Origin of the sequence: Neptunomonas sp. CHC150 (genome assembly GCF_030397555.1) — a bacterium.
Lineage (GTDB): Bacteria > Pseudomonadota > Gammaproteobacteria > Pseudomonadales > Balneatricaceae > Neptunomonas > Neptunomonas phycophila.
Genome location: NZ_JAPNXU010000057.1, coordinates 1 through 335 on the forward strand (window position 1 = coordinate 1; position 335 = coordinate 335).

The 335-nt window shown below is 50.4% G+C and carries 1 protein-coding gene; it reads right to left on the reverse strand.

Annotation, left to right across the window (positions count from 1 at the left end; genetic code table 11):
- Window positions 1–335, reverse strand: a 335-nt coding sequence (locus tag OW491_RS18170) for a phage protein Gp27 family protein (protein ID WP_290037303.1), incomplete at both ends; no start/stop codon positions are given.

The following is a 335-nucleotide window of genomic DNA, read 5'->3' on the forward strand; positions in this document are numbered from 1 at the left end:
CCATTGAGGCTTGCTCGATTCGTTGAATAACCAAAGCGAGTTGAGCGAGTGCTTTTGGTGGAATTACTTCATCTTTTTCAGCGGCGCTTTCCATCATGGTCATGGACGTTTCAAATGCCATGGTACGCACAAACTCTTGCAGCAACTTACCCACATCAGAGGTGGGCGCTTCACCCAGTTTGGTTGTCCACACTTCCGCCACTTCGCGAGACTGGCGAAGACGGGCCCCCATGTCTTCCATACGACGAGCATAACGGTTGAGTGACGTATAACTTGGCTTAGCCTCTTTAGGCAAGCCAGCCTCATCAATCATTTCATGGATAGCACCCAGCACA